Origin of the sequence: Arthrobacter sp. AG258, assembly GCF_004364695.1 — a bacterium.
Taxonomy (GTDB): Bacteria; Actinomycetota; Actinomycetes; order Actinomycetales; family Micrococcaceae; genus Arthrobacter.
Window position 1 is genome coordinate 398,380 of record NZ_SOBI01000003.1, and the last position, 21,254, is coordinate 419,633.

21 protein-coding genes are annotated in these 21,254 nt (G+C 68.4%); 3 read left to right on the forward strand and 18 right to left on the reverse strand.

Translation table 11 applies throughout. The features are described 5' to 3' along the window. Position 1: 1 nt before the first annotated feature. Complete coding sequence (locus DFO47_RS08245) at positions 2-1,507, reverse strand: amino acid permease (protein WP_018762642.1); 1,506 nt, start codon at positions 1,505-1,507, stop codon at positions 2-4. Positions 1,508-1,736: 229 nt separating this feature from the next. Here DFO47_RS08245 and DFO47_RS08250 point away from each other — a divergent pair, with 229 nt between their 5' ends. Then, positions 1,737-2,408: a TetR/AcrR family transcriptional regulator gene (locus tag DFO47_RS08250; RefSeq protein ID WP_133831302.1), complete on the forward strand. Its 672-nt coding sequence runs from the start codon at positions 1,737-1,739 to the stop codon at positions 2,406-2,408. A 57-nt stretch (positions 2,409-2,465) separates the two neighbouring features. After that, positions 2,466-3,302 carry an alpha/beta hydrolase gene (locus tag DFO47_RS08255; protein ID WP_018762644.1) on the forward strand — a complete coding sequence of 279 codons (837 nt, stop codon included), beginning with the start codon at positions 2,466-2,468 and terminating at the stop codon, positions 3,300-3,302. Between the two features lie 16 nt (positions 3,303-3,318). On the opposite strand, the gene DFO47_RS08260 is transcribed toward DFO47_RS08255, so the two are convergent. Continuing rightward, on the reverse strand, positions 3,319-4,818 hold the full coding sequence (locus DFO47_RS08260; RefSeq protein ID WP_133831303.1) for a DHA2 family efflux MFS transporter permease subunit: 1,500 nt from the start codon (positions 4,816-4,818) through the stop codon (positions 3,319-3,321). Positions 4,819-4,945: 127 nt separating this feature from the next. Beyond that, complete coding sequence (locus DFO47_RS08265) at positions 4,946-5,512, reverse strand: type 1 glutamine amidotransferase domain-containing protein (protein ID WP_018762646.1); 567 nt, start codon at positions 5,510-5,512, stop codon at positions 4,946-4,948. A 308-nt stretch (positions 5,513-5,820) separates the two neighbouring features. On the opposite strand from DFO47_RS08265, the gene DFO47_RS08270 reads away from it, so the two are divergent. Next, a complete protein-coding gene (locus DFO47_RS08270; RefSeq protein WP_018762647.1) occupies positions 5,821-6,087 on the forward strand; it encodes a hypothetical protein in 267 nt (88 codons plus the stop codon). Between the two features lie 38 nt (positions 6,088-6,125). On the opposite strand, the gene DFO47_RS08275 is transcribed toward DFO47_RS08270, so the two are convergent. The 15 genes from DFO47_RS08275 to DFO47_RS08345 form a co-directional block, all read right to left on the reverse strand. Continuing rightward, positions 6,126-7,052: a pantoate--beta-alanine ligase gene (locus DFO47_RS08275; protein WP_133831304.1), complete on the reverse strand. Its 927-nt coding sequence runs from the start codon at positions 7,050-7,052 to the stop codon at positions 6,126-6,128. Continuing rightward, positions 7,053-7,946 (reverse strand): DUF2520 domain-containing protein, encoded by an 894-nt coding sequence (locus tag DFO47_RS08280; protein ID WP_109044062.1) that lies wholly within the window; start codon positions 7,944-7,946, stop codon positions 7,053-7,055. Further along, positions 7,939-9,471 (reverse strand): PH domain-containing protein, encoded by a 1,533-nt coding sequence (locus DFO47_RS08285; RefSeq protein WP_243835419.1) that lies wholly within the window; start codon positions 9,469-9,471, stop codon positions 7,939-7,941. The genes DFO47_RS08280 and DFO47_RS08285 overlap by 8 nt, the downstream gene beginning before the upstream one ends. A gap of 23 nt (positions 9,472-9,494) precedes the next feature. Then, positions 9,495-10,007, reverse strand: coding sequence for a PH domain-containing protein (locus DFO47_RS08290; protein ID WP_133831306.1), 513 nt, complete (start codon positions 10,005-10,007; stop codon positions 9,495-9,497). After that, positions 9,988-10,533 (reverse strand): DUF3180 domain-containing protein, encoded by a 546-nt coding sequence (locus DFO47_RS08295; protein ID WP_018762652.1) that lies wholly within the window; start codon positions 10,531-10,533, stop codon positions 9,988-9,990. Before DFO47_RS08295 ends, DFO47_RS08290 begins: the two co-directional genes overlap by 20 nt. Further along, complete coding sequence (folK, locus tag DFO47_RS08300) at positions 10,530-11,075, reverse strand: 2-amino-4-hydroxy-6-hydroxymethyldihydropteridine diphosphokinase (protein WP_133831307.1); 546 nt, start codon at positions 11,073-11,075, stop codon at positions 10,530-10,532. Before folK ends, DFO47_RS08295 begins: the two co-directional genes overlap by 4 nt. Beyond that, positions 11,072-11,464 (reverse strand): dihydroneopterin aldolase, encoded by a 393-nt coding sequence (gene folB / locus DFO47_RS08305; protein WP_133831308.1) that lies wholly within the window; start codon positions 11,462-11,464, stop codon positions 11,072-11,074. Before folB ends, folK begins: the two co-directional genes overlap by 4 nt. Before the next feature lie 14 nt (positions 11,465-11,478). Continuing rightward, a complete protein-coding gene (gene folP, locus DFO47_RS08310) occupies positions 11,479-12,417 on the reverse strand; it encodes a dihydropteroate synthase (RefSeq protein WP_133831309.1) in 939 nt (312 codons plus the stop codon). 6 nt (positions 12,418-12,423) lie between these two features. Next, positions 12,424-13,068: a GTP cyclohydrolase I FolE gene (folE, locus tag DFO47_RS08315; RefSeq protein ID WP_109044068.1), complete on the reverse strand. Its 645-nt coding sequence runs from the start codon at positions 13,066-13,068 to the stop codon at positions 12,424-12,426. Positions 13,069-13,077: 9 nt separating this feature from the next. After that, complete coding sequence (gene ftsH / locus DFO47_RS08320; RefSeq protein ID WP_018762657.1) at positions 13,078-15,141, reverse strand: ATP-dependent zinc metalloprotease FtsH; 2,064 nt, start codon at positions 15,139-15,141, stop codon at positions 13,078-13,080. Positions 15,142-15,313: 172 nt separating this feature from the next. Next, complete coding sequence (locus DFO47_RS08325; protein ID WP_133831310.1) at positions 15,314-16,402, reverse strand: LacI family DNA-binding transcriptional regulator; 1,089 nt, start codon at positions 16,400-16,402, stop codon at positions 15,314-15,316. Positions 16,403-16,443: 41 nt separating this feature from the next. Continuing rightward, complete coding sequence (gene hpt / locus DFO47_RS08330; RefSeq protein WP_018762659.1) at positions 16,444-16,995, reverse strand: hypoxanthine phosphoribosyltransferase; 552 nt, start codon at positions 16,993-16,995, stop codon at positions 16,444-16,446. Between the two features lie 30 nt (positions 16,996-17,025). Next, a complete protein-coding gene (gene tilS / locus DFO47_RS08335) occupies positions 17,026-18,090 on the reverse strand; it encodes a tRNA lysidine(34) synthetase TilS (RefSeq protein ID WP_208294386.1) in 1,065 nt (354 codons plus the stop codon). Between the two features lie 123 nt (positions 18,091-18,213). Further along, positions 18,214-19,344 (reverse strand): zinc-dependent metalloprotease, encoded by a 1,131-nt coding sequence (locus tag DFO47_RS08340; protein ID WP_018762661.1) that lies wholly within the window; start codon positions 19,342-19,344, stop codon positions 18,214-18,216. Positions 19,345-19,604: 260 nt separating this feature from the next. After that, a complete protein-coding gene (locus DFO47_RS08345; RefSeq protein ID WP_133831311.1) occupies positions 19,605-21,122 on the reverse strand; it encodes a D-alanyl-D-alanine carboxypeptidase in 1,518 nt (505 codons plus the stop codon). Positions 21,123-21,254: the final 132 nt, after the last annotated feature.

Sequence of the window (21,254 nt, forward strand, 5' to 3'; positions counted from 1 at the left end):
CTCAGGCCTTGGTGGCTGCGAGGTTCCTGCGCCGGACCCAGACGCCCAGGAGGAGGACGGCGGCGACCATGAGCGGTGCGGACCACAGGAGCAGCCCGTTGTCGCCGGAGGGGTCGTACACCTCGGGCCGGGGCCAGGCGAGGTTGACCACCATGAGGCCTCCGTAGAGGACGGCGAGGATGTTGACCGGCAGGCCCCAACGGCCCAGGGAGAACAGGCCGGCAGGCATGGTCTGGCCCACCCGCGCCCAGTCACCGCGGAGGCGGTTGATCAGCTGCGGGACGGTGACCAGGAGGTAGGCGATGTAAACCATCACGATGCAGACGCTGCACAGGGTGGTGAAGAGGGCAGCGTTGCCGACGTTGATGGCCAGCACGGCAACTGCCAGCGCGCCGATCACGATCGAGGGCCACATGGGCGTCCCGCGGGTGGGGTGAACGGAGGAGAGCAAGGCCGACGCCGGGAGCTTGCCGTCGCGGGCCATCGAGAATACGAGCCGGGAACCGGCGGTCTGGATTGCCAAGGTGCAGACGAAGATGGCAATGGCAACGTCAACCAGCAGGACCTTTCCCCAGAAGGTTCCCAGGACAGCGGTGAGGACGTAGGGCAGGCCTTCGGTGGCGAGGCGGCCGTCGTCGAGGCTGGGGGCGGCCATCAGGGCGGTGATGATCATCAGGGCGCCGCCAATGCCGGAGATGAGCAGGGCGGAGAGAATGGTCCGCGGTGCGGTGCGGCGCGGGTCCTTGGTTTCCTCGGAGAGCTCCCCGGCGGAGTTGAAGCCCACCATGACGTAGGCGGCCATGAGCCCCGAGACCAGGAAGGCTCCCACGGCGCCGAGGTCCGAGCCCTCAAGGACGGTGGTGTCCGCCACCACGTCCGGACCGCGCTGGGCGGCGCTGATGAGGGCGAGGATCACGGCTGCGACGCCGACGATTTCGCAGGTGACACCGACGGAGTTCACGTGCGCCATGAGCTTGACGCCCAGGGAGTTGATGATGGTGGTGGCCACCAGCAGGACGGCACCCAGGATCACCGCGTTGGATGCCCCGGTGACGGTGTTGAGGGCGGGGTCACCACCCACCACCTGGAATCCGTCCCACAGCTGGGGCAGGACCACCTGGAGGGCGATGGCTGCGGCTGCCGCGGTGACCACCTGCGCGATGGCCATGAACCAGCCGGCAAACCAGCCCACGGCCTCCCCGCCGACGCGGCGCGCCCACTGGTAAACGGCTCCGGAGAGCGGGTAGCGGGCGGCGAGTTCGGCAAAATTGAGGGCCACGAGCAGCTGGCCCACCAGCACTACCGGCCAGGTCCAGAAGAACGCGGGACCAGCGAAGGAGTAGCCGAAGGCGAAGAGCTGGAAGATGGTGGTGAGGATGGAGACGAAGGAGAAACCGGCGGCAAAGGAAGCGTAGCGGCCGAGCTTTCGGTGCAGGGTGGGCTGGTAGCCAAGGGACGTCAGGTCTGCATCGTCCTGGTGGACGGTGGGAAGAACGGTGGATGTCATGGGAATCTCCGGGGCTGGAAAGGGATCTTGGGGGCGAAGCCTTCCGGCAGTGCAGCGCTCGGCCGAAGGCTGCGGATTACCGGTCACTTGATAGTTTTCCAGCGCGATGTCCCCAAACAGTTTCCCCTCTGTAAAAGGCGGATAGACATCTTGTTTCGGGGATATTTCCATCCCCTCACCGTTCCCGCAGGGCACCTTCGAGCCCGCTCTGCGGTGCAAGAATGAGTCGGTGACTTACGCCGGACCGGGACGCCCCCGCCACCAACAGCCATCACGGCCAGGCGCCACCGCCCGCGACGAAATCCTCGATGCCGCGGCGGAACTGTTCACCACCCAGGGTTTCGCCAGCACCTCCACCCGGTCCATCGCGGACGCGGTCGGGATCCGGCAGTCATCGCTCTACCACCACTTCAAGACCAAGGACGACATCCTTGAGGACCTGCTCGAGGGAACGGTGTCCGGCGGCCTGGAGTTTGCCCGGGCCGTGGCCGCGCTGCCCGCCGGCAGCACAGGGACCGAAAGCCCGGCCGGGAGCCGGCTGCACGCCGTCGCACTGTATGACGGCACGCAACTGTGCAGCGCACGGTGGAACCTCGGCGTCCTCTACCACCTGCCCGAGGTCCGGAGCACGCGTTTTGCCCGGTTCCTGGCCGACCGGCAGGAACTGCGGCGGCTCTACGGGGAACTTGGCAGCGGCCTGTCTGCCACCGCCTCCGGGCCGGACGGCGGCGACTTCACCTTCCGCCTGGTCGAATCGCTGATCTACCTCCGCGCAGACGGTGCGGCAAACACAGAATCGGCCCTGCAGGCGGCGGATGCCGGGCTCATCCTTTGTGGACTCGGCGCGGAACTCCCGGCCATCCGCGCAGCCAGCAGGGAGCTGATCGGACGGCTCGCCTGAGCCTGGCCGCACCGGCCAGTGATGCCCGCACCCGGCTTGCTCGGCTAGGCTCGGAACATGACGCGAGAGAACATCAGGACCCCCGACGGCGGCACTGTGGAGCTCTTCTCCACCGGCGCGGAACTCGCTTCGGCTGGTTCGGGCGTGGTGGTGGTGCCGCCCTCCATGGTGACGGCTGCGGACTACACCAAATTTGCCCAGAAACTGAGCGCCGCCCTGGGCCGGCCGGTGCACACGTTCAACCGCCGCGGCCGCGGCTCATCGTCCCCGCAGCCCGAGGACTACACGCTGGACGTGGACATCCGGGACCTGGACACCGTCATGAAGCACACCGCCAGCACTGACGTCTTCGGCCACAGCTTCGGCGGAGCGGTTGCCCTGCACGCGGCACGGACGCTGCCGGTGGAACGGCTGGCCGTCTACGACCCCGCCGTCTCGGTGAACGGCAGCGTCACGGCCAGCTGGATCGTGGAGTACGAACGCGCCGTTGCTGCCGGAGACGACGACCGGGCCCTCGCGGTGATCCAGCGCGGCCTTGAGGCCGGCGGCACGTTCTCCTCGCGCATGCCGCTGTCCATGCTGACGCTGGCCAACAAGCTGACAGCGGGCACCACGGAGGGCAAGCAGCAACGCGAACTGATGCGCACCGGTGTCCGCGAGATCAAGGCCATCATCGCCGCAGACATGCCGGCCGAACCGTTCCAGGCGCTCCCCCTGGAGACGCTGATTGTGGTGGGCGAAAAGAGCCCGGCCTACTTCGGCATCGCGTGCGGCCAGATTCACGACGTCCTCTCCGGCTCCAGCTACACCATCCTGCCCGGCTTCGGCCACGACGGCGCCATCAAGGCCCCCGACAAGCTGATCAAGGAACTGAGCGACTTCTTCGCCGGTTGATCCCGGCCCGGTTGGGCTAGTGGGCGCCGTGGCCCGGTCCGGCGCCTTCGGTCTTGCGCATCATGGCGGACAGCACGACGGCGGCAAGGGCTATGACGGTTGCCGTCAGGAAGGCGGCGCTCATCCCGGCGACGAGCCCCGACGTCGCACTCACCACGGCGAAGATGGACACGAGCAGCGCCGTCCCGGCGGCGCCGGCCACCTGCTGGGTGGTGCTCATGATCGCGGAGCCGTGCGAGTAGAGGTGCGGTGGCAGCGGGTTCAGGCCGGTGGTGAAGGCCGGGGTGAACAGCAGGGCCAGGCCGAAACTCAGCCCGACGTGCAGGGTGATGATCCACCACACCGCCGTGCCGGCGTCGAGCATTGAAAACTGCCAGAGCGTCACCACCATCAGGATGGATCCCGTCACGGTGAGCGGCAACGGGCCCACCCTGTCGAACGCGCGGCCGATCACCGGGCCGAGCAGCCCCATGGCCAGGCCGCCGGGGAGCAGCGCGAGTCCGGTTTCCAGCGAGCCCAGGCCCCGGACTTCCTGCAGGTAGAGCGGCAGCAGGATGACCCCGCCGAACAATGCCATCATGGCCACCACCATCAGCAGGACCGAGACGGTGAACATCCGGAATTTGAACGCACGCAAGTCCAGCAGCGGCGCAGCGGCCTTCTGCAGGCGGACCTGGCGGAGGATGAAAACCGCGAGGGCGGCCACGCCGATGACCAGGGCGGCGATGGCTGCGGCGCCGGGACCGGACTGGCCGCCGTGGCCGCCGCCGATTTGGCTGAGTCCGTACACAAGGCCGCCGAACGCGGGGACCGTGAGGAGCACGGAGGAGAAGTCCAGCTTGGTCTTCTCCGCCTCACCCACGTTGGTGAGGAATTTTGCGCCGATGGCCAGGGCCGCCAGCGCCACCGGCAACACGAACATGAACATGAAGCGCCAGGTGAAGTGTTCGAGGATCAGCCCGGAAACAGTGGGGCCCATGGCCGGGGCGACCGAGATGGCGATGCTGACGTTGCCCATGACCGCGCCGCGCCTGGCCAGCGGGACCAGGGTGAGGATGGTGGTCATCAGCAGCGGGAGCATGATGGCCGTGCCGCCTGCCTGGACGATGCGTGCCAGCAGGAGGACTTCGAATCCGGGGGCCACGGCGGCAAGTGCGGTGCCGCCGGCAAACAATCCCATGGCCAGCATGAAAACGGCCCGGGTGGACAGGCTTTGCAGGATGAAACCGGTGGTGGGGATGACCACGGCCATGGTGAGCATGAACCCGGTGGAGAGCCACTGGACGGTGGGTGCGTCCACGCGGAGGTCCACCATGAGCCGCTGCAGGGCGACGTTCATGATGGTCTCGTTGAGGATCACCACGAACGTCGCCACCAGCAGCGTGCTGATGATGGTCACTGACTCCCGGGACATCTTCTCCGGCGCAGCGGGCCCGGTGCCCGTGCGGGGTTCCGCGACGGTTCCTGCGGCGGGAACGGACTGGCCGCCGGCGTTGGGAGAGACTTCGGTAGACATGGGTGTTCCCTCAGGGGTTCTTGAAAGTGATGGGCGGTCGGCGCCGCTGCAGATGCCAACACTCTACCCGCTGGAGTAATTCCCCGGCACGGGAATTCCCCTAAACCCTGAGGGAACAGTTGGGGCTTTAGGCTGTCTGGCCCGCGTGCCGGCCTTCCGAGATCTCCTCCACCAGCTTGCTGTTGAATGCCGGGAGGTCATCCGGGTTGCGGCTGGTCACCAGGCCTTGGTCCACCACAACTTCCTGGTCCGACCAGTTGGCGCCGGCGTTCTTCAGGTCCGTCTCAAGGGTGAAGTAGGACGTGACGTTCCGGCCCTTGATGACTCCTGCATCAATCAGCAGCCACGGCCCGTGGCAGATGGACGCCACCGGCTTGTGCTGTTCAAAGAAGCTGCGCGTGAAGGCCCGGGCGTCCTTGTCCACCCGCAGGTGGTCCGCGTTGACAACCCCGCCGGGAAGGACCAGCGCGTCATAATCGGAGGGATTTGCCTCCGCCACCGTGAGGTCGACGTCGAAGGTATCGCCCTTGTCCGTGCCGTTGTAGCCCTGCAGCTTGCCGCTCTTGGGCGCCAAAAGGGTGGGCTCGCCGCCGGCGTCCTTCACGGCCTGCCAGGGACTGGTGAGCTCCACCTGCTCCACGCCGTCAGTCAGCAGGAATGCGACCTTCTTGCCTGCGATGTTGTGCTCCGACATAGCTCCTCCTTGCCTGAGGCGGACCATGCACCACTGCGGTGCCCGGATCCGCTTCCAGAGTTGAATTCCTGACAACTTCCACCCTAGGAAAGGTGAAAGTGATAAGCAAGCTGACTATATTGGAATCCACGTGACGCCGTGGTGGCGGTTCCTTCCCGGGACCTTCGACTCTGGCGGTGCGGCTGTATGCGGGATTGGGGTACAGACAGGACCCGGTTTCCGGCAGTAAGGTTTCACCTACGCGCAGTGCTCTCGTAGCCGCAGCGGCCACCCCACGGGCCACTTCGGACTGGTGCAAGGAGGCCCCGATGACAGTAGAGCGAATGTTCCAAGGCGTCCCCTCGGACCCGGACCCGTGGATGTCCGGCGACACTCCCGAGGACGTCCGGCAGTTCGCCATCGAATCGCTCCGGTGGCAGGCGCAGGAGATTATCGATGAGGTGCTCTGCAGCAAGGATCCGCGGGAAGAGTGGGTGCGGGACCGGCTCCGCGGGTGCGTGGCCAGGAATCCCGGGCGCCCGGAGCGCGCGCTCCTCGAACAGCTCATGAACAGCCCGGACAGGCCGGGCTGGTAGCCCGGGCCATGTGACGCCGGGCTGCAAGCCGCCGGCGCTCAGGAACTCAACGGCATGTTGTCGATCAGGCGGACCGGGCCCACCTTGGCCGCGATGAGGGCCAGGGCGTCGCCGCTGAACGGGGTCTCCCTGCAGTTTTCCGCCAACGGCTCAAGCGTGCCGGGGTCCACCACGTCGAAGTAGTCCAGTTCCACCAGCGGCTGGGACTCCACCAGGGCCAGCGCCGATTCCAGGTCCAGCGGTTCGTGGGCATTTGCGCGCTGTTCCAGCAGCCGCAGTGCCCGGGACAGGACCAACGCGGCTTCCCGCTCGCCCGCGGACAGGAAGCGGTTGCGGCTGGACAACGCCAGCCCGTCCGCAGACCTCACCGTGGGCACACCAACGATCTCCACCGGGAAGTTCAGGTCCGCCGCCATCCGCCGCACCAAGGCCAGCTGCTGGGCGTCTTTCTGTCCAAAGTACGCCCGGTACGCCGGCAGTCCGCCGGGCAAAGCCGGGTTCGCGGACCCGGCCGGAAGACCGGCAGCGGGCATGCCGTAATGCAGCAGCTTCGCCACCACGGTCAGCGCGCCGTCGAAATGGCCCGGACGCGACGCACCCTCCCACTTTTCGCCAAGGCGGCCGGAGGTGATCCGAACCAGGGGTTCCCCGTTTGGATAGACCTCCTCCACGGATGGCGCGAAGGCCAGGTCCACGCCCTGTTCCTCCAGCAGGGCAAGGTCCGCCTCAAGCGTCCGCGGGTAGCGGTCCAGGTCCCCGGCGTCGCCAAACTGCAGGGGGTTGACGAAGATGCTCGCCACCACCACGTCGTTCTGCTCGACGGCGGTGCGCGCCAGCGCGGCATGGCCGTCATGGAGTGCGCCCATGGTGGGTACCAGCCCCTGAAAGAGACCCTTCTTGGCGCCAAGGAGCCTGGCGCTCTCGGCGTGCAGGCCTGCGACGGTGGTGACGAGTTGAATGGACATTCAGTCTTCCTTCGGGTCGAGGGCCTCGCGCAGCCCCTTCAGCTGGTCGGGTTTGAGCAGTCCGCGGCCCTCTGCCCGCAGGGCTGTGGCCCGGGCCATCGCCAGGTAGGCTTCCAGCACGTCACCGTGCCCGCCGCCGTCGAACTCCCGCAGCGCTTCCGCGTGGGCACGGACCGTTCCCACGTCACCGCGGGCCACGGGGCCGGTCAGTGCGGATTCCCCGGAGGCCAGCGCGTTTTCCAGCGTTGCCCGCAGGAGCGGGCCGAGCATGCGCTCCGGCAGCTCCACCCCCACCTCGCGCAGCAACTGGGATGCCTGGGCAACCAGGGTGACCAGGTGGTTGGAACCATGGGCCAAGGCGGCGTGGTAGAGGGTCCTGTCCGCTTCGGCGATGGCCACCGGCTCCGCCCCCATCTCCACCACCAGGGCCTGGGCGATCGGCAGCATGGCGGCATCTGCGGTCACGCCAAAGGTGCAGTCCAGGAGCCGGGTAAGGTCCAGGCTCATGCCCGTGAACGTCATGGCCGGATGCAGGGCCAGCGGCACGGCACCGGCGGACCGCACCGGGTGCAGCACGCCCACGCCGAACCGGCCGGAGGTGTGGGCCACCAGCTGGCCGGGCTGCCAGGCGCCGAGCTTCGCCAGTCCCTCCACGAGGCCCGGCAGGGCGTCGTCGGGCACGGCCAGCAGCACCAGCTCGGCGCGCTCCACGATGTCCTGCACCTCCAGGATGGGAACGCCCGGCAGCAGGGCCTCAGCCCGTTCCCGGCTTGCGTCCGAGACCGCCGAGACCCCGACGACGGCGTGCTCTGCTGCGCGCAGGGCCGCGCCCAGCACGGCCCCCACCTTTCCGGCGCCGATGATTCCGACGCCGAGGCGTCCGGGTTTAGCCATGCTGCTGGCCCTCCTTTTGGTAAGGGGTGCTGGTGGTCATAGGTCCCGCGGCCGGGGCAACCTGCTGGAGCCACTGTTCCGTGGTTTGCCGTTTCCGGGCCAGCCGGGCACGCGCAGACTGGTCGTTGAAGAGCTGCCGGGCCTCATCCAGACCCGCCTGGGCCAGCCGCGGGGCGACGGGTCCGGCGGTGGTGTGCAGCACCAGGTCCGCCACCCGGAACCGCCGCGCCACGGGCCCCTGCTGCAGGGCCAGCGACTGCGTCCGCTGATGGGGAACCACCACCAGCTCACGCCACCACCGCCCGGAGCGGATCAACAGGGCCGTGTCCGTGGCGGCAAAGCCGTTGCGGCGCCACGCAAAGGGTGCCAGCAGCCAGGCCCGCCGCGGCGTGGTGATGAACCCGCCGTCGGAATCCCTGCCGTTCAAACCGGCTGCAAAGACGGCCGCGGGCTGGTCAGTACCGGGGTCCGGCAGCACCAGGGAGAGCATGGCCAGGACGTCGGGAAGTTTACCCACCGGCAGGAGGATGGTCCGGGTATTGCCCTCGACGGCGTTGCCGGACTGCCCGTAACCGGCCACGTTCACCTGCATCCGGTACCAGCCGAACGGGCGCCACAGCGGGGACTGGGCCACTTTTACCGCCTGGATCCGGCCGGGCGGAAGGGTCTGCGCCTGGGTGTCCAGCAGCCCGTACCTCAGCCGGATGCCGTCCGGCGAGACTGCCGCCGTGAAGTTGTAGCCCCTGTTGAAGAAATTCCAGTAGCCGGCCGCCAGGCCCAGCACCGCCGGCACCAGGTAGAAGTAGAAGGCGCGGTTGTCCGTCACCGCGGACAGCACCACGGAGGCGGCGCCGCCCACCACCACGAAAAAGCTCTGCTCACTCAGCAGCAGCGAACCGAGCAGGCGCGACGGCGGGACGGCAAGTACCGGGAATTCCGGCTCCTCGGCTGCGGCCCGGGCCGGCTGTCCGGCACCGGAAAAGCCGGCCCCGGGCACGGCGACGGCTGCGGCACCCGACGCGCGGGCCAGGATGGTGGCACGCAGTTGGCGCGCATCATCGATCCTGAGGTAGGCGAGCCGCACCGCGGACTCCCCCGCGTCGGCCACCTCGAATTTGAGTTCGGCCAGGCCGAAGATGCGGGCCAGCAGCGGCTGCACGATGTCGATGGCCTGCACCCGGTCCAGCCGCGCCTGCCGGTGCTGGCGGAACAGCAAGCCGCTGGTGACCCGGACGTAGCCGCCGGACACCTGGTATTTGGTGAAGTACCAGGTCAGTACGAACCCCAGCACCGCCACCACCAGCACGGCCGCGCCACCGCCCAGGAGCCACGGAGCGCGCCGCCCCAGGCCTTCCTCGAAAACGGGCTGGCCCTGCAGGGCCCGTTCAAAAATGTCCCGCCCAAAGAAGAACGCAATGGCGGCCAGGGCAAACCAGCCCCTCACAAACGGTGACGCGGGGTGCACCCGCTGCCAGCCGTCGTCGGACGCGGCTGCGGTGTCCCGGCCGGCCGCTGCGGGCGGCACCGCCGGCAGCTGGCCGTCAGCGGTCACAGCCCGGCCAGCCTGGCTTCGCCGCGTGCCGTCAGCTCTTCCCTGAGCCGGGCGCCCTCAGCGGCCGGCAGGCCGGGAATGCGTGCATGGGTGCCGGGCGAGGCGGTGTGGAGCTTCAGCGTGCACAGGCCCAGGGCGCGCTCCACCGGCCCCACGGCGATATCCACGTACTGCATGCGGCCGTACGGCACGGCCATGGTGCGCTGGAAGAAGATGCCGCCCCTGACCAGCAGGTCCTCGTCCCGCTCGGCGTAACCGATGGCCCGGACCTGCCGCGGAATGAGCACCAGCCGCCACAAGGCCAGCACCAGCATGGCGGCCGGGACGGTCACGGCAAGCCACACAGGCGGCCAGGACCACCAGCCCAGGATGACAAACACCAGCGGAGCGGACAGGACCAGCACCGCAACCAGGTTGCCGAGGGCCCACTCCGCCAGCCGGACCGTGACGTACCGTGGCGACACCCGCTGCCAGGAAATACCGGGCGGGTCAATCGCCTCGGTACGCATATTCGCCTTCCCCGGCAGCCTCGCCGCGGGCAGGGCGGCCCTTGCCGTCGGTGCTGGTGGTGTCGCCGTCCTCCGGAGGGATCCGGCAGAACCGTTCCACCACGAGCCCCACCACGATCATCACCAGGCCGCCGCCGGCCATGGCCAAGGCAAGCCAGGTGATGCCCTGGTCGCTCCGCAGGCTCCAGATCCGCAACTGGTCCAGGACGATGCCCGCGTGCCAGCCCAGCAGGACCGTTCCGGCGTAGGCGCACGCCTGGGCGAGGATCAGTGTCCTTGCGGCCAGGAGCGGATCAAGTTGGGTCTTCTTTGCCTTGCTGCCGGGCTTGAGGCTGTTGCGCCACCGCACGACGCGGATGCCCAGGATCAGCGTGATGATGACGATGACGCCCATGGTGGCCAGCGCGGTGGCGGGAAGGACTGGAGTGGCAATGCTGTAGCGGCTGGTGACCACGGTCGCCGACCAGCCCGCGACGGCAAGGATGACGCCGATCAGCATCAGGCGCAGCGGGTTGATGGGTTTCATCGCGGCTCCACCGCTCCTGCCGTCGGCATCCCGTCGAAGTCCCCGAAACCGTCGAACGGCGCAAGGTCGCCGAAGTCCGGGGCACGGACCGCCAGGGCGCTGATCCGTTCCCCGCCCAGCATGGCGGCGGGTTCGATCAGCGACCACGGGTACAGGACGAAGGCCCGGGTGGCAGCACGGGGATGCGGGAGCGTCAGCGCCGGATCGTCACTGTGCAGGTCGCCATAGGTGATGATGTCGACGTCGAGCGTCCGCGGCCCCCAGCGGACATCGCGGACGCGGAGGTGCTTGTTCTCCACCGCCTGGCAGTGCTCCAGCAGTTCCTGCGCACCCAGGCTGGTCTCCACGGTAATCACCATGTTCAGGAAGTCCGGCTGGCCGGACGGGCCGCCCACGGCTTTGGTCTGGACGATCGGGGAGACAGCCAGGAGCCTGACTTCCGGCGGATCCACGAGGTCGGCCACGGCTTCGGTCAGGGTTTCATTCCGCTCGCCAAGGTTGCTGCCCAAGGCCAGCACGGCCTTGGTGTAGGCGCGGTTCATACCGGCTCCCCGGACAGGCCGTTGTCGGCCGGGACACGGCTCCGGTGGACGGTCACGGCGACGTCGCCAAAAGGCACTGCGATGGGAGCCTGGGGTTTGTGGACGGTGATGTCCACCGCCTGGAGCGGGAATTCGTCAAGCAGGCTCTCGGCAATCCGCACGGCCAACGCCTCGATGAGGTTCAGGGGTTCCCCGGCGATCCAGTCGGTAATACGCTGCGCCACCTCGCCGTAGTGCGCGGTGTCCCGGACGTCGTCTGACTCCGCTGCTGCGGCGAAGTCAAGATAGAGCACCGCGTCCACCACGAAAGGCTGGCCCTCGCGGCGCTCAAAATCAAACACGCCGTGATGACCGACGGCGGTCACGCCCGTCAGCGTAATCCTGTCCATGGGGTCCCCCGGCCCTAGTGCGTCTTGGGTACGGCTTGTGGCGTGGGTACCGCTGCCATGCGGGCAGCGACCTTGACGGCGTCAAGGCTTGGCCCGACGTCGTGCACGCGGACTGCCCATGCGCCGCGCGAGGCGCTGATGGCGGTGATTGCCGCCGTGGCACCGTCCCGTTCCTCCGGAGCGGCGGACTTGCCGGCCACGGTGAGCAGCGTGCCCAGGAACCTCTTGCGGGAGGCCGCCACCAGGACCCGGTGGCCCAGGCTGTCCAGCTGGTCCAGGTTCTGCAGCAGCTCCCAGTTGTGGGCGTCGTTCTTGGCGAACCCCAGGCCCGGGTCCACGATGATCTGCTCGTGGCTGACTCCTGCGGCGAAGAGCTTGTCCCGCACCCCCGCCAGCTCGGCCACGACCTCGCCTGCCACGTCCGTGTACTCAGCGAGTGAATTCATGGTCCGGGCGTCCCCGCGACGGTGCGTGAGGACGTAGGGAACCTTGGATGCTGCCACGAGCTCCGCCATCTCCGGTTCGATGGTCAGCCCGGAGACGTCATTGATGATGGCGGCGCCGGCCTTCAGGGCGGCGGCCGCAGTGGCGGCGTGGGTGGTGTCGATGCTGACCAGCGCACCGGCCTTCACCAGTGCTTCGATGACCGGCAGGACGCGCCGCTGCTCTTCCTCCGGCGTGACGTCCTCGGCGCCGGGGCGGGTGGACTCCCCGCCGACGTCGATGATGTCCGCCCCTGCGTACAACATCCGCAGGCCGGCAGCGATGGCGGTGTCCGCGGTGGGGTGCTTTCCGCCGTCACTGAAGGAATCCGGGGTGACGTTCAGGATCCCCATGACCAGTGTGCGGCCGGTGGGGAGGTCCTCGAAGCGGGCCGCCGGGCGGGGCTTGCGGAGGATGGGCAGCGGAGAGGTCGCGGGCCCCGTTCCGGGGGCTGCGGCTAGTGAATCCATGGTTTGTTACCTTCCGAGGATGAGGCTCATGGCCTCGGCACGGGTGGCCGGGTCATGCAGCTGCCCGCGGACCGCACTGGTGACGGTCTTCGCTCCGGGCTTGCGGATGCCGCGCATCGACATGCACATGTGCTCGCATTCGACAACGACGATCGCCCCGCGGGGCTTGAGGTAGCGGACCATCGCTTCGACGATCTCCGTGGTCAGCCGCTCCTGGACCTGCGGGCGGCGGGCGTAGATGTCCACCAGCCGGGCCAGCTTGCTCAACCCGGTGACCTTGCCGTCATGCGACGGGATGTAGCCAACGTGCGCCACCCCGTGGAATGGCACCAGGTGGTGCTCGCAGGTGGAATAGAACGGAATGTCCTTGACCAGGACGAGTTCCTCGTGGTCCAGGTCAAAGGTGGTGGACAGGACCTCGGCGGGGTCGTGGTGCAGCCCGGCGAACACCTCGGCGTACGCCTTCGCAACCCGTTTGGGGGTATCTACGAGCCCGCCGCGGTCCGGGTCCTCGCCGATGGCGAGGAGGATCTCGCGGACGGCCGCCTCGATCCGGGGCCGGTCCACTCTTTCATGTTTTGAGGACCGGTGACCGCCTGCCGCCAGGTGATCGGCGGAGGCGGAAACGTCGTCGTCGTCGAAGGAAGTCACAGGGAAAGCTTAGCCGCGAAGGGTGCCGGGCCCCGATTCGGGGGTGCCGCCATGAAACGGCGCATCCTCCGCAACACCTTGGGAATGCGGCGGCTGGGCGTCCAGCGGCTCGTCCATCCGGGCCTTCTTTGCTTCCTCCTGGGCCTCGCGTTCTGCCCGCTCCAGGCGGCTCTCCACCGGACCCGCCATCTGCACGGGGCGGGTTTCCTTGGACAGCCACACCTCGCGGAAGTCACGCTTGCGGACGTCACGGAAGATGTCGGCGATCTCGGCCTGGTTCAGGGTTTCCCGCTCCAGCAGTTCCAGGGCCAGGATGTCCAGGATGTCCCGGTTTTCGGTGAGGATTTCGTACGCTTCGTCATGGGCCTGCTCAATCAGGCGGCGCACTTCCTCATCCACGACGTACGCGATCTGGTCCGAGTAGTTGCGCTCGTGCCCGGCGTCGCGGCCCAGGAACGGCTCGCCGCCGCCCTGGCCCAGCCGGACCGCGCCGACCCGTTCGCTCATGCCGTATTCGGTGACCATCTTCCGGGCGGTGCCAGTGGCCTTTTCGATGTCGTTGGAGGCGCCGGTGGACGGATCGTGGAACACGATCTCCTCGGCGACGCGCCCGCCCATGGCGTACGCCATCTGGTCCAGGAGTTCGTTGCGGGTCACGGAGTACTTGTCGTTGTCCGGCACCACCATGGTGTAGCCCAGGGCCCGGCCGCGCGGGAGGATGGTGATCTTGGTGACCGGAGCAGAGTTCCGCAGGGCCGCGGCAACCAGGGCGTGCCCACCCTCGTGGTAGGCGGTGATCTTCCGCTCGTGTTCCTTCATGACGCGGCTGCGCTTCTGCGGGCCGGCCATGACGCGGTCGATGGCCTCGTCCAGGGCGCGGTCATCAATCAGGTTCGCGTTGGAGCGGGCGGTAAGCAGGGCGGCCTCGTTGAGGACGTTCGCCAGGTCCGCACCGGTGTAACCCGGCGTCTTCTTGGCGACGGCCTTGAGGTCGACGCCCGGAGCCATCGGCTTGCCCTTGGCGTGGACCTTGAGGATCTGGTCGCGGCCGATCAGGTCGGGGGCCTCCACACCGATCTGGCGGTCGAAGCGGCCCGGACGCAGCAGTGCCGGGTCCAGGACGTCGGGCCGGTTGGTGGCGGCGATCAGGATGACGTTGGTCTTGACGTCGAAGCCGTCCATCTCCACCAGCAGCTGGTTGAGGGTCTGCTCGCGTTCGTCGTTGCCGCCGCCAATGCCGGCGCCGCGGTGCCGGCCCACGGCGTCGATCTCGTCCACGAAGATGATGGCGGGCGAGTTGGCCTTGGCCTGTTCAAAGAGGTCGCGGACGCGGGAGGCACCGACGCCGACGAACATTTCCACGAAGTCCGAGCCCGAGATGGAGAAGAAGGGGACGCCTGCCTCACCGGCCACTGCGCGGGCCAGCAGCGTCTTACCGGTGCCTGGCGGGCCGTAGAGCAGCACGCCCTTGGGGATCTTGGCGCCGACGGCCTGGAACTTTGCAGGCTCCTGCAGGAATTCCTTGATTTCCTGCAGTTCCTCCACTGCCTCGTCGGAACCTGCGACATCGGCGAAGGTCACCTGCGGCATGTCCTTGCTGACCATCTTGGCCTTGGACTTGCCGAACTGCATGATCTTGGAGCCGCCGCCCTGCATCCGGGTCATCAGGAACCAGAACAGGGCGCCCAGGAGGATCACGGGGATCAGGAGCGAGAGCAGGCCGGAGAACCAGTTGCTCTCGATGGGCTGGTCTGTGAAGCCTTGGGCGGGCTTGGCGTCGGTGACAGCCTTCACCACATCCTGCGCGCGGGCGTCCACGAAGAAGAACTGCACGCTCTTGCCTTTGTCCTGCCCGTTCACCTGCAGGTTGTCCTTCAGCGTGAGGTCAACGCGGTTTTCGCCGTCGAAGATCTTGGCCTGCTCCACCTTGTTGCTGGAAAGCAGCTCCAGGCCCTTGTCCGTGTCGATCCGGGCTGCACCGCCGGGGGCGAGCGTTGCAAAAGCCACCAGGAGCAGACCGACCACAACGACGATCCAGATGCCCGGGCCTTTGAAGAAGTTCTTAGCTTTCATCTGTTCGGGGGCTCGCCCCGTCCCTTCCGGTAGTGCTTCACGGCGAGTAGTCTGCGCGCGTGATGGTGCTGCGTCAGCTTCTAGCTATACACCGTCCGGAGTACATCACGCATAGCGAAAAGCAAAAGTTCCCTGTGGGCGTAGCGGGCCCGGAAGTCAGGGAATGCCCCGGTCAGGGCCGTTCCGGCGGCGCTGCGACGGACCCGCGGGTTACCAGCGGGCAGCCGAGGAGCACCGGGCCGGATGTTCCGCCGCGGGCGCCGGCGCCGGTTCTGGGGGCTTCGCCGGATTCGGCTTCCATGGCGTCGGCTTCGATGGCGTCGATCAACCGGTCCGCCGCCCACGCACCCATTTCGTAGTGCGGCAGGGCCACGGTGCTCAGGCCGGGGTGGAGGCTGGCGGCAATCAGTTCCTGGTCATCGAAGCCGACGACGGACAGGTCGCCCGGGATGGAGAGGCCCAGTTCCGCGGCCGCGCGGTAGGCGCCCATGGCCATGCGGTCGTTGTAGCAGAAGAGGCCCGACGGCGGGTGGCCGCTTCCCAGCATCCTGCGGGCGGCAGCGTATCCCCCGGCAGCATCGGACGACGCCGGCTCGACGGGGGCGGAGGAACCGTCCAGGCCCGCGCGGGTCAGCGTGTCCCGGAAACCCTGGAGCCGCCGGACGGTGGAGGGAACGTCCTCGGTGTTGTTGATGAACCCGATACGGGTATGGCCCGCGGCAAGGAGGGCTTCCACCGCGGCAGCCGCGCCGCCGCACTCGTCCGGGACCACTGCCGGAAAACTGTCATCCGCTGTGACGGCATCCACCAGCACCGAAGGGACCTTGCCGAGGTTGGCGGGCGCCTGAAGGTACCGGTGGTACATGGTGGCGTAGAGGATGCCGTCCACCTGCCGCTCCAGCAGGGACTCCACGTCGGCTTCACGGGAGCCGTGGTCCGCCGAGCCCGCAGTGTTGATGATCATCAGGGTGTAGCCCCGGGCGCGGGCCGCCTCGTCGGCGCCGAGGATGATGCGGCCGGCATGCGGCGTGGTGGCCACATCCTCGCTGACCAGGCCCAGCACGCCTGACTTGCGGCTGCGGAGGGCCCGAGCCAGCCGGTTGGGCCCGTACCCCAGCCGGACCGCCGTCGACTTCACTTTTTCGCGGGTTTCGGGGCTGACGCGGGCGTATGGCGCGTCATTGAGGACATGGGAGACGGTGGTGGCGGACACCCCTGCCGCCCGGGCCACGTCCCTGATGCCAACGTTCCTGCTACCCACGGTGGTGGCCCCGGGCAGCAGCGGCTGCGGTCGCGGGCAGCTTATTCGTAGACGTGCGGGGCGAGGGTGCCCACGAAGTCCAGGTTGCGGTACTTTTCGGCGTAGTCCAGGCCGTAGCCCACCACGAATTCGTTGGGGATGTCGTAGCCAACGTACTTGACGTCGATCTCCACCTTGGCGGCGGTGGGCTTGCGGAAGGCGGTGCAGATCTCCACCGAGGCGGTGCCGCGGGATTCCAGGTTGGTCTTCAGCCAGGACAAGGTGAGGCCGGAATCGATGATGTCCTCGACGATCAGCACGTCCTTGCCCATCAGGTCGGTGTCCAGGTCCTTCAGGATCCGCACCACGCCGGAGGACTGCGTCCCGGAGCCGTAGGAAGACACCGCCATCCAGTCCATGGACACGTGGCTGTGCAGGGCCCTGGCCAGGTCCGCCATGACCATCACGGCACCCTTGAGGACACCGACAACGAGGATCTCGCGCCCTTCATAGTCCTTGTCGATCTGCGCGGCGAGTTCGGTGATCCGCTGCTGGATCTGTTCCTTGGTGTAGAGAACGTGCTTGAGGTCTGCCTGGACGTCGTTTGAATCCACCAATGGCTCCTGTTTAGATGCGGGGTGCGACTATTTTTCGGGCGGTTTTTGAGGCCGGAATACTAGCTTCCCACAGCGCGCCCGTTCACGGGGAACGGAAGCGACGCCTCCCGGGCTGCCGGCACCGGCAGGCCGTTCCAGTTGCGCCAGCGACAACCGGTACACGCTCACGCCGCCCGGAAGCTCCACCGGGCCTGCGGAACCCTGCCGCCGCAGCAGCGCTTCCGCCGCCAAAAGGCGCTGGTAGCCGGGCTGCTGGCCGCCGGCGTCGGCCGCTGCCTTGGCAATCACGCGGAACCTGATGGCTGGGGCCAAAGCCCCCAGCGCCTCCTCCGGCAGGCTGAGGTCCGTGCCGTCCCGCTCCACGAGGGAGACATAGGTGCTTTCCGCCACATCCTCGAGGTAGTCCGCGTCCAGCTGCAGGATCGCGGCGGTGCGGGCCAGGGACTCGGCCACTCCCGGACCCAGCTTTTGCTCAAGGTGCGGGAGCACTTCCACCCTGGTGCGCGAGCGGGCGAAGGCAGGGTCGGTGTTGGTGGGGTCGTGCCAGGGTTCCAGCTCCTCGACGGCGCAGATCTCCTCCGTATCTGCCCGGCGCAGCCCCAGGAACGGGCGCAGCAGCACGCTGTGTCCGGTTCCTGCGCGGGCGGGCCGCATGCCGGCGAGGGACCGCGTTCCGGAGCCGCGGGCCAGGCCCAGCAGGACCTGTTCGGCCTGGTCGTCGAGGGTGTGTCCCAGGAGGATGGCGCCGGCGCCCTGCTGGTCCGCTGCAGCCTCCAGCGCGGCGTGCCGGGCCTCGCGGGCCGCAGCTTCGGGGCCCATGCCGGCCGCCGAGACCGTGACGGTGCGGATTTCGACAGGATCGAGGCCCAGCTCCCGCAGGGCTTCAGCGGTGCGGGCGGCAACCTGGGCGGACCCTGCCTGCAGCTGGTGGTCCACCACCACGGCGCCCACGGCCAGCGGGTGGCCGTCAACGTGGCCGCGCCGGGCGAAGTAGGCGGCCACCGCGGCGAGTGCCAGGGAGTCGGGCCCGCCGCTGCATGCCACGGTGATACGGCGGGGATAGCCGGCGTCGGCGAGCGCTTTTTGCAGCATTTTGCGAGCAGTGCCGACGACGGGGGCGAGCCTGCCGGGACGGCGCCGTCCGCTGCGGCGCGGGGTTGGGCCGGTGGAAGGATTCTCAGGCATGGGCGGGTGGTGCGGCTGGGCGTCCGGCAATCAGAGGCCCATCCGGTCAATCCACAGCTTGGCGTCGTGGATCTCCGGCTCCGTGGGCAAGTGGTCCACCGACTCCCAGACCCTGTTGAAGCCCTCCATGCCGGCCACGTCCACCACCGCGCGGACAAAGCGGGCGCCGTCGGAGTACTGGCGCATTTTCGCGTCCAGGCCCAGGAGGCTGCGGATGAACTTTTCGATCACGCCGCGGTCCTTGCCGCGGTCGTTGAACCGCTGCCGGATGGTCTTCACGGAGGGGACGATGCTGGCGTCAACGGCGTCCATCACCACGTTGGCGTGCCCTTCGAGGAGGCTCATCACCGCGGTGAGGTGGGAGATGGCGGCCTTCTCTTCGGGGTCCTGCAGCAGGTCCAGGATGGCGCCCCGGCCGGGCGTGTTTCCGGTGGCGGAACGGTCCTTCAACGAACGGGCAGCGGCGGAGGCGCGCTCCATCAGGGAATCGACGTTCCCGAGCAAGTGGCCGCTGAGTTCATCGATCTGTTCGAGCATGTGGTGGCGCAGCCAAGGTGCCGCGGCGAACTGGACCCGGTGGGTCTGCTCGTGCAGGCACACCCAGAGCCTGAAGTCCTCCGGCGCGACGTTGAGTTCACGCTCCACCGAGACGATGTTCGGTGCCACGAGCAGGAGCCGGCCCGCAGCAGGCGCACTGGAGTTCTCGGCCAGGGCCGCGAAAGGATCGTACTGGCCCAGCACCTTGCTGGAGAGGAAGGCGAGCACGGCGCCGAGCTGGCCGCCGGTGATGGCGCCGCTGACGCTGGCCGCGGAGGGGCTCAGGGTGCCGCGGCGGCTGTCCAGCATCTTCTGCATGGCGGGCTTGAGCATCACCGCGAAGCTCTGGGTGTTGGCCTTGGCCCAGGATGCCCGGTCCACCACCAGCACGGAGGAGTCCCGCAGGTCCCGCGCGGCTTCCAGGCCGGTGATGTCGTGGACATGCGGGACGGATGCGTCGGCGAGCCGGCGGAGGCTGTCCACCGCCTCGCCAATGGCCTTTTCATCCAGCACCGGGCCGGCCGGAGCCAGCCGCGCCGCCGCGGAAGCAGCGAGGTCCCAGTTGATCAGGGACTGGGCCGTTGGGGACAACGTCGGTGCGGACTCGCGCGCGGTGGACTCCATGGTCCCATCAGAACACAACGCGCCGGACAACGTCCTTAAAGTTCGCTGACCGGCGAACTTCCACAGCCACCGCACAGGGCGTCGAAAGCGGCGGCCCAGCCGGCCCGGCCATCGTTGGGGCACAGGCCAAGAACCCTCAAAGGAGGCCGCCATGATCCCCTACCGCCCCATCCCTCCCCTGGCCGCAGGCCCGCGCAAGGGCTGGGCGTCGGTGCTTGCCGCCGTCGTCATGGCCGCATTGGGCGTGCAGCCGCAGTAGGTCAGCGGCAGCCGCACCCGGCCAGCACCGTGGCCGCACGGTCCAGCGCCTGCTTGTTCCCTGCCGCCCCCGGCGTGAGCCCGTTGCCGATGAACGAGAACACCAGGAGCCGGCCGTCGGCGTCCACCACGTAGCCGCTCAGGGCCAGGACGGTGTTCAAGGTCCCGGTCTTGGCGCGCACCAGGCCTGCCCCGCCCGCCGTGCCGGCATCCCCGTACCGGGTGTCCAGGGTGCCGGACAGGCCGCCCACCGGAAAGCCGTCCAAGGCACCGCGAAGCCTGGCATCGGCACCGGTGGTCATGGCCCTGACCACGTCCGTGAACTGGCGGGCCGATACCTGGTTGCCCAGGGCCAGCCCGCACACGTCCGCCAGTTTGATGGTGTCCGTGGCGACTCCGGCGGCCCCCGCCTCGGCAACGACCGCTGCCGTTGCGCCGTCATTGCTGCCGGACCGGCCGGTGGCCAGCGCCGCCATCCGGCCCATGGTCTCGGCCAGGTAGTTGTCCGATACCTGCAGCATCAGGTCCACCTGCTCGGCCACGGTGGCCGATTCAACCTCTGCCAGCACCACGGGCTGCGCCTGCACGGCGGCTCCTGCCGCCGCGGCCGTGCCGGGTGCGCGTTCGACGCCGGCCACGACGGTCAGGCCCGCTCCGGCACCTGCAGCGCGGAGCCGCGCAGCGAATTCCCCGGCCGCGGCCATGGCTGCGTCCTGCGGCCGTGGGCCTGTGGTGACCGCAGGATCGAAGCGCGCGGAGTTGAGGGCGAGTGGGTAGAGCGGGGCAATTTCGCCGGCTTCCACGTCGCCCGCCAGCCAGGCCGGGTTCAGCGCCGGACCGGTGAAGAGCGAGTCATCCAGCAGCACTGTAATTTCCCCGGTGGTGCCGGCAGCCCGCAAGGCATCCACGGCCTGCGCCGCAAGGGTGGCCAGGCCGGCGTGGCCCAGGGTTTGTTCGGGCCGCGACTCCCCGGCCCCCAGCAGGACGTCGCCGCCACCTACCAGCACTACCTGCCCGGGAGCGGGACCGCGCAGCACCTTGGTGGCGAAGCGGTGGTCCGGCCCCAGGGTCCGCAGCGCGGCTGCCGACGTCAGCAGCTTGAGGTTGGACGCCGGCACCCGGCCTTCCGAGCCGCCCCGGTCAAAAAGGACCTGGCCGGTGGACGCGTCCTGCACCATGCCCGTGAAAGTGCCGCCGCCGTCGGTGGCCAACAGCGGATCCACTTGGGCCGCCACCGCCGAGGGCGTGGGCACCGGCGCGGACTGCTGGAGCGGGGCAAGGACTTGCGGGGCGGACACCGTGGCGGGGAGCTGCTGCCAGGCCGGAACCGGCGCGGCAGCGACAGTCGCTCCGGGGGCGACGAATCCCGGTGCCACAAGCAGGGCCGCCGGGACTGCCAGGACCAACAGCAGCAAGACCACCAGCACCGGGGGGATGGCCGCCCGCAGGGCCTGGCCCAGGCCTGCGGAGCCCAGGGAACGCCGGCCACGCCGGGATTCCGTGCCGGTTGTGTTGCTCATGCTGGTGCTGGTCCTCAAGTCCTGAAATTTCCCCACAAGTTCCTGATTCCAGGGCCTCTCGCTATATCCTCAATAGTAGTCGGCGGTACCGACACTCTCTTTTGTGGGCCGTCAAGTGTGCCGCGCACCCCC

Bases quoted from the DNA above. Each gene is read 5' to 3' on its own strand.
- DFO47_RS08245 (WP_018762642.1), bottom strand. From the start codon at position 1,507: ATGACATCCACCGTTCTTCCCACCGTCCACCAGGACGATGCAGACCTG.
- DFO47_RS08255 (WP_018762644.1), top strand. From the start codon at position 2,466: ATGACGCGAGAGAACATCAGGACCCCCGACGGCGGCACTGTGGAGCTC.
- DFO47_RS08260 (WP_133831303.1), bottom strand. From the start codon at position 4,818: ATGTCTACCGAAGTCTCTCCCAACGCCGGCGGCCAGTCCGTTCCCGCC.
- DFO47_RS08265 (WP_018762646.1), bottom strand. From the start codon at position 5,512: ATGTCGGAGCACAACATCGCAGGCAAGAAGGTCGCATTCCTGCTGACT.
- DFO47_RS08270 (WP_018762647.1), top strand. From the start codon at position 5,821: ATGACAGTAGAGCGAATGTTCCAAGGCGTCCCCTCGGACCCGGACCCG.
- DFO47_RS08275 (WP_133831304.1), bottom strand. From the start codon at position 7,052: ATGTCCATTCAACTCGTCACCACCGTCGCAGGCCTGCACGCCGAGAGC.
- DFO47_RS08280 (WP_109044062.1), bottom strand. From the start codon at position 7,946: ATGGCTAAACCCGGACGCCTCGGCGTCGGAATCATCGGCGCCGGAAAG.
- DFO47_RS08290 (WP_133831306.1), bottom strand. From the start codon at position 10,007: ATGCGTACCGAGGCGATTGACCCGCCCGGTATTTCCTGGCAGCGGGTG.
- DFO47_RS08295 (WP_018762652.1), bottom strand. From the start codon at position 10,533: ATGAAACCCATCAACCCGCTGCGCCTGATGCTGATCGGCGTCATCCTT.
- folK (WP_133831307.1), bottom strand. From the start codon at position 11,075: ATGAACCGCGCCTACACCAAGGCCGTGCTGGCCTTGGGCAGCAACCTT.
- folB (WP_133831308.1), bottom strand. From the start codon at position 11,464: ATGGACAGGATTACGCTGACGGGCGTGACCGCCGTCGGTCATCACGGC.
- folP (WP_133831309.1), bottom strand. From the start codon at position 12,417: ATGGATTCACTAGCCGCAGCCCCCGGAACGGGGCCCGCGACCTCTCCG.
- ftsH (WP_018762657.1), bottom strand. From the start codon at position 15,141: ATGAAAGCTAAGAACTTCTTCAAAGGCCCGGGCATCTGGATCGTCGTT.
- tilS (WP_208294386.1), bottom strand. From the start codon at position 18,090: ATGCTGCAAAAAGCGCTCGCCGACGCCGGCTATCCCCGCCGTATCACC.
- DFO47_RS08340 (WP_018762661.1), bottom strand. From the start codon at position 19,344: ATGGAGTCCACCGCGCGCGAGTCCGCACCGACGTTGTCCCCAACGGCC.
- DFO47_RS08345 (WP_133831311.1), bottom strand. From the start codon at position 21,122: ATGAGCAACACAACCGGCACGGAATCCCGGCGTGGCCGGCGTTCCCTG.